Here is a 9,788-nt window from a genome sequence, read left to right as displayed (position 1 = left end):
GCTCAGCATCCCTATAAAACTCAAATCTTGGACTTCCATTCCTGCAAAACCCAATGGGCAACTCGTTCACTCTATTTTGAGGGACAGAAGCGAAATCAATTCTGTATCCTACACTACCGTTTGAATTTGGAATTGCTGGAGATACTCTCACCCTGTAGAAAATAAAGAATATTTTATTTAGGTGGAATAGGAAGATGAAATTTATCGGTAAACTAATAAATTATCATCACCTAAACCACTTTCTAGCCTAATTAATAGGGCCATTTCCAGTTAGTAATCTCGTCCTTATCGATGCCATTGGTAAAAGCATAATCGAGATTATCGATAATAGCATTTTTCATCCGTTCTTTCACATGACCAGCAGCAGAACCTAATTTTGGCACGCGATCAATGACATCAATTACTAAATGAAAACGATCAACTTGGTTACGAATCGCTAATTCTAGGGGAGTATTAATATTCCCTTCTTCTTTGTAACCGCGCACATGAATACGTTCCTGATTACTGCGACGGTAGGTCAGTTTATGAATCAGCCAAGGATAACCGTGAAAATTAAAAATAATTGGCTTATCAGTGGTAAATAAACTATCAAAATCCCGTTCCGATAAACCGTGAGGGTGTTCACTTTCCGACTGTAATTTAAACAGATCAACCACATTGATAAAGCGAACTTTTAAGTAAGGGAATTCCTCCCGCAGAATTGCCGTTGCTGCCAGGGATTCTTTAGTGATAATATCCCCACAGCAAGCCATAATTACATCCGGTTCATCGGGATTGATTCCGTCATCATCGTTACTTGCCCAATCCCAAATACCGATACCTTTGGTGCAGTGTTTAATTGCTTCTTCAATGGTCAAGTATTGCAGGTGTTTCTGTTTATCAGCAACGATAATATTAGTGTAATCCTTACTCTTGAGACAGTGATTAGCCACACTTAATAAACAGTTACCATCGGGGGGAAGATAAACCCGCACCACGTCGGCACTTTTATTGGTTACTAAATCGATAAAACCGGGGTCTTGGTGACTAAAACCATTGTGATCCTGCCGCCAAACCACCGAGGATAATAACAGATTCCAAGAGGAAACAGAAGCGCGCCAAGGCACATGATTTTTGCAGATATCGAGCCATTTAGCGTGTTGGTTGAACATGGAATCGATAACGTGGGCAAAAGCTTCGTAGGAGTGAAATAAACCGTGACGACCGGATAATAAATAACCCTCTAACCAACCGACTAAAGTATGTTCACTCAGCATCTCCATCACCCGACCATCGGGAGATAATTGACTACCATCTAAATCCTCTGGATAGGTATCGGCTAACCAAGCTTTTTTAGTCACTTCATAGAGAGCCGCTAAACGATTAGAAGCAGTTTCATCGGGACCAAAAACGCGAAAATTAGTCATATTATTTCGCATTACATCCCGCAAAAATACCCCCATCACTCCCGTGTTTTCTGCTTCCACTTGGCCCGGGTGGGTGACATCTACGGCATACTGACGAAAATCGGGCATTTTTAGGTCTTTACGCACCAATCCGCCATTAGCGTGCGGATTAGCACTCATGCGACGATGACCCCTAGGAGCGAGTTCTTTAAATTCTGGCTTAAATTTACCCGTGGTATAGTCAAATAATTCCTCCGGGTTATAGCTTTTCATCCACTCCTCTAATTTTCTCAAGTGTTCGGGGTTTTCCTGCATGGCACCCATGGGGACTTGGTGAGCGCGCCAGAATCCTTCTACTTTATGACCATCAACCTTTTTCGGACCCGTCCAACCCTTGGGAGACCGGAGGATAATCATCGGCCAGGGGTAACGTTTAGCCACTCCTGTGCTGCGAGCTTCCTGTTGATAGGAGCGAATCTGATTGATACAGTGTTCTAGGGTAGCGGCCATTTTTTGATGGCAGTGCATGAGGTCTTCATCCTCCTTACATTCGACGATGTAGGGAGTGTAACCGTAACCGACAAAGAGACTTTCTAACTCGTGGGTCGAAATACGGGAGAGAATGGTGGGATTAGCGATTTTATAACCGTTTAAGTTTAAAATTGGCAGTACCGCACCATCGCGAATCGGGTTAAGGAATTTATTCGAGTGCCATGCGGTGGCAAGGGGACCGGTTTCAGCTTCCCCATCACCCACCACCACGGCCGTAATTAGGTCGGGATTGTCAAAAACAGAACCGTAGGCATGGGAAACACTATAACCCAGTTCGCCGCCCTCATGGATAGAACCGGGGGTTTCGGGGGTGACGTGACTGCCGATGTGACCGGGAAAAGAAAATTGTTTAAAGAATTTTTGTAATCCTTCCTCGTCTTCACTTTTATCGGGGTAAATTTCCGAATAGGTTCCTTCTAGATAAACCGGACCGAGTACCCCCGGCGCCCCATGGCCAGGACCGGCCATAAAAATCATATCGAGGTCGTATTTTTTGATTAAACGGTTGAGGTGAACGTAGGTAAAACTTAAGGCCGGACTCGCTCCCCAGTGACCAAGTAAGCGATACTTAACGTGTTCGGGTTTAAGATGTTCTTTGAGCAGGGGATTATCGCGCAGATAAATCATACCTACAGCTAAATAGTTACAAGCGCGCCAATAGGCATGGGTTTTATAGAGTTCGTCTTGAGAAAGGGGATTTTGTTCTGTTAAGGGTCTTTCTGGTGCGAATACCATGAATATTTCTCCAATATCTATGAAGGATGAGATTAAGAGAGTTGATAGACAATTTCTCCATCGAGAGGGTTAAGTAGGTAGGCGTTAAAAATTATCAGATGCCCCCCTTATCAAGGGGGGATTAAGGGGGGATCCCCACCCCCCTTATCAAGGGGGGATTAAGGGGGGATCCCCACCCCCCTTATCAAGGGGAGACTAAGGGGGGATCCCCACCCCCCTTATCAAGGGGAGACTAAGGGGGGATCGAACCTAAAATCCATTTTTAATTTAATTATAACCAGCTACTTAACCCTCGGTCAGTTTTCAAACTGTAATCAAGAGTCTAACCTTTTGGGGCGCAAAAAACTATTAAAATAAGCTATATTTTGCCAATCCGGCCAGGAGAATTTATGTCAGTCTGGCGGGGTTTTTAAATAGCTTTTAAAGGAAAATTAATGTCTTCTTAACTTAGGGAGCAATAATTCTCAAAAAACTTTTAATTATTTTTTAATGTCAGCTTGTCCTAAAAGGCTATAAAATTGCTTTCTCGTTTGTCGGGAAGAGCCTAATCAGGTTTTCTCGATGCCGGTGGTAGGGATGACTAGGATAGCAAATTGATGATTTTTTATCTTGGAAGGACTGAAACTTAAAATCTTTCTATACTTCATCTAGCGAGCAACAAAAGCTGATTAGCATATATAGTGATTCTCTAGAGGCCAATCAATTCTCAAATTATTTTTTCTTGATCGTGCCTAAGCTTATCGCAGCTGCAAAGGAGTTTTTTTCATGACAAAAGTAAGAGTCGCTATCAACGGATTTGGTCGTATCGGTCGCCTCGTTTTTAGGGCGGGTATCCAAAATCCTGATTTCGAGTTTGTTGGTATCAATGATCTCGTCCCCCCCGATAATATTGCCTATCTGCTCAAATACGACTCCACCCACGGACGTTTTCAGGGTACGGTGGAAGCGAAAGAAGATGGCATCGTCGTGGATGGTAAGTTTATCCCCTGTTACTCGATTAAAGACCCTGCTCAACTGCCCTGGGGTGCAACCGGGGCCGATTATGTGGTCGAGTCCACCGGTTTATTTACCACCGCGGAAGGGGCAGGAAAACACCTAGAAGCTGGGGCCAAACGGGTGGTTATCTCCGCACCCACCAAAGATCCCGACAAAGTTCGTACTATTGTACTGGGCGTTAACGATAATGAGTACGATCCCGCTAAGGATCTGATCGTCTCTAACGCTAGTTGTACCACCAATTGTTTAGCCCCGATCACCAAAGTTATTAACGATAACTTCGGACTAGCGGAAGGATTAATGACCACGGTACACTCGATGACCGCCACTCAACCCACCGTGGACGGTCCATCGAAAAAAGATTGGCGCGGTGGTCGCGGCGCCGGTCAAAATATTATCCCCTCCTCCACGGGGGCAGCCAAAGCAGTAACCCTAGTTATTCCCTCCCTAAAAGGCAAATTAACCGGTATGGCCTTCCGTGTGCCAACTCCCAACGTTTCGGCGGTGGATTTAACCTTTAAAACCGAAAAAGCCACCAGTTACGAGGAAATCTGCGCCGCTATGAAAGCCGCCAGCGAAGGACCGATGAAAGGCATCCTCGGTTATACCGATGAGGAAGTGGTATCGAGTGACTTTATCACCGACCCCCATTCCAGTATCTTTGATGCTAAAGCTGGCATTCAACTTAATGCCAATTTCTTTAAGGTCGTCTCTTGGTACGATAACGAGTGGGGTTACTCCTGCCGGATGTTAGACCTGATGAAAATGATGGCAGCTAAGGAAGCAACCCTAGTAACAGCCTAAATCAGTTATCAGTTATCAGTAAACAGTAACCAGTGATCAGTAAACAGTAACCAGTAAACAGTGAAAAGACAGCACTGTTAATGCCATTAGACATCTCCAAGAGTTAAACAAAATAGTTCTAGGGCTGAAATGTATGTCTTTGTCTATTTAATATTGCTCACTTAATAAGTAGGTGGGTGTTAAAAATTGTCAGATCCCCCCTTATCAAGGGGGGCAGGGGGGATCCCCCCACTTAATCCTCAAATCTGATAACTGATAACTGATAACTGATAACTGATAAGATGAATCCAAAATTTAAAGATATTACCGCTTGGGAACAGGCACAATTATTAATGCAACCGGCATTTATTCGGGTGCTGGATAATCTGCGTAAACAGTTAGAAAATTCCCTCTGGAAAGGAACTTATACAGAAATTCAAGATCCCTATCCCAGTTATCTGCTCTGTTTGACTTATCTCGATCGCTCCGTTACTGTAAATATTTGGGAACTTTGTTTTCAAGTCTGTTTTCTCGATTATCCCACCGATGAAGGAGAGAGCGTCACCATCGATACCAGTCTCCTCGACCCCACCGGTGAACTAGATTGGCAGAGTTTGGAAACGAAAACCGAGCGCATTATTAAGCAATTATTCGCTAATTTACCCCAATGAAAGCAGATTTAGACACGATCAAGGCAGAGTATGCCGCTAATTTTCTGAAAGATTACCACAATGATCCCCAAAGTTTAGCATCCCAAACAATTTTAATCGATCGCTCCGATTGGGGTTTATTAGAATTAAAAGGCCAGGACCGACTGCGTTTTCTCCACAATCAAACCAGTAACGCTATCGATCGCCTGAAACCGGGTCAGGGTTGTGAGACAATTTTCCTTAACTCTACCGGTCGTACCCTCGATTTTGTCACAGTTTACGCCGGCGATGATTCCCTCCTCATCCTCGTTTCTCCCCAACGTCGTCAATTTTTACTGGAATTGATCGATCGCTATATTTTCCCCTTCGATAAAGTGGAAATTAGCGACTTAACCGATAATTTTGCCATTTTTACCCTAATCGGTACTGAAAGCGGGCAATACCTGCAAAAAATAGCCGTTCCAGAGCAGATTTTAACGGGGGTGCAGCATAGTCATTATCTCCTTTCTGACCCCCCCCTGAGAGTGGCCGTCGGCACCGGCTTAGACCTACCCGGATATACTTTAATCGTTGCCGCCGCCGAAGCCGGTCCCCTCTGGGAAAATTTAATTAAAAATGGCGTTACTCCCGCCGATGAGCAGGTGTGGGAATACCTGAGAATCCATCAAGGCCGACCGGCAGTCGATCGAGAATTAACCGAAGACTATAACCCTTTAGAGGCCGGTTTATGGCGAGCGATCGTTTTTGATAAGGGTTGTTATATTGGTCAAGAAACTATCGCCCGTCTCAACACCTATAAAGGCGTAAAACAAAGACTTTGGGGCATAAAACTTAGCCAATCCGTCCCCAGCAATACCCCGATTATTTTAGAAGCGCAAAAAGTCGGTTTACTCACCAGTGTGCTGGAGGATTTTGGCTTGGGTTATGTGAAAACAAAAGCGGGAGGAGAGGGTTTGAAAGTACAAATCGGCGAGGCAACAGGAGAATTAATCCCTTTACCCTTCCTCTCTCACGAATACCCCTTTCAGTGAACAGTAAACAGTAATCAGTAATCAGAACGTAGGTTGGGTTGAAGTATGAAACCCAACGCCCGCCTGGGTTAGTGATAACTCACATCTGATATAGTCATTTCAGATAATTCTGATCCACTCTAGACCGATGAAAACCTTATGAACTCTGGCATTTATATTCTCAATCTTAATTGAAATGACTATAGCTGATAACTGATAACTGATAACTGATAACTGATAACTGATAACTGATAACTGATAACTGATAACTGATAACTGATAACTGAAAAACCCCCTAACCCCAGCGACTAGCGATAGGCATTCGCCAACCAGTGCCAAAAGCGCGATCGCTAATTTTTAGACCCGGGGGGGCTTGTTTGCGCTTAAATTCGGCATTTTTAACTAATTTAATCACTTTCTGCACAATTTCAGCCTCAAAGCCGGCGGCAATAATTTGTTCGGCGGATTGATGGCGATCGATTAATAGTGCTAAAATAGCATCTAAAATCTCGTAGGGAGGTAAAGAATCTTGATCCTTCTGATTGGGTTTTAATTCAGCACTAGGAGCTTTATTAATCACATTGAGGGGAATAATTTCCCCGTGCCGATTTAACCAGCGACAGAGGGAATAAACCCTCGTTTTCGGCACATCGGCAATCACTGCTAAACCACCATTCATATCACCGTAAAGGGTGCAATATCCCACCGCCATTTCTGATTTATTGCCAGTGGATAATAGTAAATGACCGAATTTATTAGAGAGAGCCATTAATAAATTACCGCGAATGCGTGACTGAAGATTTTCTTCGGCAATACCGAAATCAGTCCCAGCGAAAAGCCGCTCTAAAAGTTGATCATAAGCGGTCATAATTTCTTTAATTGCTAACTTCTCACTTTTGATACCTAAATTATTAACTAAAGCCACTGCATCGCTAATGGAATGGTCGGAACTATAGGGAGAAGGCATCATCACAGCGAGAACATTTTCTTTACCTAATGCGTCGCTGGCAATAGCAGCAACTAAACTGGAATCAATGCCACCACTCAAGCCGAAAATTACCCGTTTAAAACCGCATTTCTGCACATAATCTCGCACTCCTAAGACTAAGGCTCGATAAATTTCCTCATCTTCATTGACAGGTAAAGGATGAATAACTGCGGGTAACAAATCTTGATTAAACTCGATTAATTCTAGGCTAGAAGTAAATGCTTGGGCGCGATAAATCACTTCTCCTTGTCTGTTAAAAGCCACGCTGTCACCATCAAAAATTAAATCATCATTACCTCCCACTTGATTGACGTAAACTATCGGTAAATTATATCTAGTGGCACTATGGGATAATAAAGATTCTCGCAATTTTTGCTTACCGACACTGTAGGGAGAAGCGGAAAGATTAACGATTAAATCCACTCCTAAATTAGCTAAATCGGCGATGGGATTAACCGCGTATTGACGCTGACCCCAAAATTGTTCATCATTCCAAACATCTTCACAGATAGTTACACCGATTTTTACATTATTTTCTGTTAGTTGAAAATATTGACTTTCTTTCCCAGAAGCAAAGTAACGATCCTCATCAAAAACATCGTAGGTAGGCAATAAACGTTTAGTAAAAATTTGTTTAATCTCTTGACTTTTTAACAAAGCTATGCTATTAAATAACGGCTTTTCTCCTCTGACCGTTGCCGAGGGATTTTTTTCGACAAAACCGACTAAGACGGCTAATTTTTCTGGTAATTGTTGGGACAATAATTGCAATTGTCGAGACATTTTCTCCACAAAACCCAGATTTAATAATAAGTCTCTGGGAGGATAACCACAGAGGGATAATTCCGGGGTTAAAAGTAATTCTGCTCCCTGATTAAATGCCGTTTGAGCGGCCTCTAAAATTCTTTGGGCATTTCCTTCGATATCTCCAACAATGGGATTTAATTGAGCGATAGCAATTCTCATATTTTTTCCTATTTAAACAAAAACTAACGGTTGCTCTTTAAAGGGAGCAAAAGCTTTTTCATCAAAGCGATACAAACTAGCCGGACGACCGGCACCACGAGAGACTTTTAAACCCATATCCTTGAGAAATCCTAATTTCAATAGCCGATTTCTGAAGTTAGAATAATCACTAAAATTTTTACCTAAAATTGTCTCATAAAATTGATAAAGATCATTTAAAGTAAATAATTCTGGTAAAACCTCAAAAGCGACGGGACTATATTCTACTTTATTGCGTAATCTTCGCCAGCCATATTCTAAAATTTGACCGTGATTAAAGGCTAAATCTGGCACTTTATCAATCATATACCAAGTGATATTATAATCCCGTTCAGTGATTAATTTTGCTTCTTCAAACCGCACTAAAGCGAAGTAACTCACCGATAGATAACGTTCCCCAAAACTCGCGGCCGCTGCCGGGGAATCTCCCTCTGGACTGCTAAAAGTATATAACTGTTCCAGATAGAGATTATTGACGCTAATTTTCTCGGCTAAAATTCGATAGGCCGCTGTTTCCAGTGATTCCCCATTTCTCACTAAAGTCCCGGGTAAACTCCAGTAATTACTAAAGGGTTCTTCCCGTCTTTTAATCAGAAGCACTAGCAGCCGATTTAATTGGGTATCAACGGAAAAGATCACGTTATCAACTCCGACTTTAAAATCAGCTAGAGATTTATTAGCTAGGGTATTTAGCGGTTTCATGGGTAAAGTTTTTGACCTTCGATATAATCTTTAATCGGTGCGGGAACAGCCTGTTTATCGCCTTTTTCTCGATAATCTGTTGAGGATACAGCTGGAGCAAAGACATCGGCAATCAGACAATCACCCCCTAATGTTTGCAGTTGTTCAATATCATCTTGATTAATAGGATATCCTGGACGAGGAATCACAAGAATTTTGACTTTTTCTAGTAATTCTTGGCTACGATACCAGTGCCTAATTTGTCCAGCTAAATCAGAACCAATGACTAGGGTATATTCCTCCTGTTCTCCCCAAATTGTTTGCGCTTTTTCCACACTAATTAAGCTACGTCGATCGCTTAATTCTCGTCGCAGTTGTATATTATCTCTTGGGGGTTGAATATCCCGGATGAGCAAATTTAACATCCTCAGACGATGTTCGAGACTGGTTTGATGATTTTTAAAGGGATTATCGGCAGCCCAAACCGCAACGATATCGTACTGTTCCGATAACCATTTTAGTATGGCTTGATGACCGGCAGTAGGAGGATCGGCACTGGTTCCAAAAAGGGCAATTTTAAGCATAGGATTCAATTGCTTGCTCACTGAGGGATTAGTTTAACTCTGCTCAAGCTTGGCAAAGATTAACTTCTCCCCATTATAGTTGATTTTACCAAAATAGGGCAAGAGGATCAGTGATCAGTAATCAGTGATCAGTAATCAGTGATCAGTGAAGTTTTGCGACGAGTGGGCTGCTATTAACTTAACAGAAAATTCCCTAACACTTGGCCGTTCTGAATAGGGGAGATTGCGTCTAATTGCAAAGGGTGCATCTCACATTTGCAGAAATACCGACAATCAGCACTTATCAGTGACTCTTAAATTGGTACAAAAATATGAACAATCGCGTGTAAGCATCCCACCGAAAAGCTAATGCGCGGGGGGTTTGGGGGCGGCGCCACGCCCCCAACGGGGGGTTTGGGGGGTAGAACCCCCCAAAGGCT

7 protein-coding genes are annotated in these 9,788 nt (G+C 42.8%); 3 read left to right on the top strand and 4 right to left on the bottom strand.

Going from position 1 to position 9,788, the window contains the following annotated elements:
- Nucleotides 1-251 precede the first annotated feature (251 nt).
- Complete coding sequence (locus tag PX481_RS18530) at nucleotides 252-2,672, bottom strand: phosphoketolase family protein (RefSeq protein WP_288095381.1); 2,421 nt, start codon at nucleotides 2,670-2,672, stop codon at nucleotides 252-254.
- 765 nt (nucleotides 2,673-3,437) lie between these two features.
- Between PX481_RS18530 and gap the strand changes: the two genes are divergently transcribed.
- The 3 genes from gap (at nucleotide 3,438) to ygfZ (ending at nucleotide 6,132) form a co-directional block, all read left to right on the top strand.
- Nucleotides 3,438-4,472, top strand: coding sequence for a type I glyceraldehyde-3-phosphate dehydrogenase (gene gap / locus PX481_RS18525; protein ID WP_002757308.1), 1,035 nt, complete (start codon nucleotides 3,438-3,440; stop codon nucleotides 4,470-4,472).
- A 281-nt stretch (nucleotides 4,473-4,753) separates the two neighbouring features.
- The gene (locus PX481_RS18520; RefSeq protein WP_002743680.1) at nucleotides 4,754-5,122 is read left to right on the top strand and encodes a hypothetical protein; all 369 of its coding nucleotides are present in this window, start codon (nucleotides 4,754-4,756) and stop codon (nucleotides 5,120-5,122) included.
- A complete protein-coding gene (gene ygfZ / locus PX481_RS18515) occupies nucleotides 5,119-6,132 on the top strand; it encodes a CAF17-like 4Fe-4S cluster assembly/insertion protein YgfZ (protein WP_288095379.1) in 1,014 nt (337 codons plus the stop codon). Before PX481_RS18520 ends, ygfZ begins: the two co-directional genes overlap by 4 nt.
- A 274-nt stretch (nucleotides 6,133-6,406) precedes the next feature.
- On the opposite strand, the gene PX481_RS18510 is transcribed toward ygfZ, so the two are convergent.
- From PX481_RS18510 to PX481_RS18500, 3 genes are read right to left on the bottom strand one after another with little or no spacing between them, the layout of a single operon-like run.
- On the bottom strand, nucleotides 6,407-8,065 hold the full coding sequence (locus PX481_RS18510) for an NAD+ synthase (RefSeq protein WP_002757312.1): 1,659 nt from the start codon (nucleotides 8,063-8,065) through the stop codon (nucleotides 6,407-6,409).
- Between the two features lie 12 nt (nucleotides 8,066-8,077).
- Complete coding sequence (locus tag PX481_RS18505; RefSeq protein WP_288095377.1) at nucleotides 8,078-8,806, bottom strand: NrtR DNA-binding winged helix domain-containing protein; 729 nt, start codon at nucleotides 8,804-8,806, stop codon at nucleotides 8,078-8,080.
- Nucleotides 8,803-9,369, bottom strand: coding sequence for a nicotinate-nucleotide adenylyltransferase (locus PX481_RS18500; RefSeq protein ID WP_288095375.1), 567 nt, complete (start codon nucleotides 9,367-9,369; stop codon nucleotides 8,803-8,805). Before PX481_RS18500 ends, PX481_RS18505 begins: the two co-directional genes overlap by 4 nt.
- Nucleotides 9,370-9,788: the final 419 nt, after the last annotated feature.

The organism is Microcystis sp. M53603_WE2 (assembly GCF_030065435.1).
This window is presented reverse-complemented; position numbering and strand designations above follow the sequence as displayed.

What these genes read in the sequence shown, in the direction of transcription:
- ygfZ (WP_288095379.1), top strand. Translation starts at nt 5,119, where the DNA reads ATGAAAGCAGATTTAGACACGATCAAGGCAGAGTATGCCGCTAATTTT.
- PX481_RS18505 (WP_288095377.1), bottom strand. Translation starts at nt 8,806, where the DNA reads ATGAAACCGCTAAATACCCTAGCTAATAAATCTCTAGCTGATTTTAAA.
- PX481_RS18520 (WP_002743680.1), top strand. Translation starts at nt 4,754, where the DNA reads ATGAATCCAAAATTTAAAGATATTACCGCTTGGGAACAGGCACAATTA.
- PX481_RS18530 (WP_288095381.1), bottom strand. Translation starts at nt 2,672, where the DNA reads ATGGTATTCGCACCAGAAAGACCCTTAACAGAACAAAATCCCCTTTCT.
- PX481_RS18500 (WP_288095375.1), bottom strand. Translation starts at nt 9,369, where the DNA reads ATGCTTAAAATTGCCCTTTTTGGAACCAGTGCCGATCCTCCTACTGCC.
- PX481_RS18510 (WP_002757312.1), bottom strand. Translation starts at nt 8,065, where the DNA reads ATGAGAATTGCTATCGCTCAATTAAATCCCATTGTTGGAGATATCGAA.
- gap (WP_002757308.1), top strand. Translation starts at nt 3,438, where the DNA reads ATGACAAAAGTAAGAGTCGCTATCAACGGATTTGGTCGTATCGGTCGC.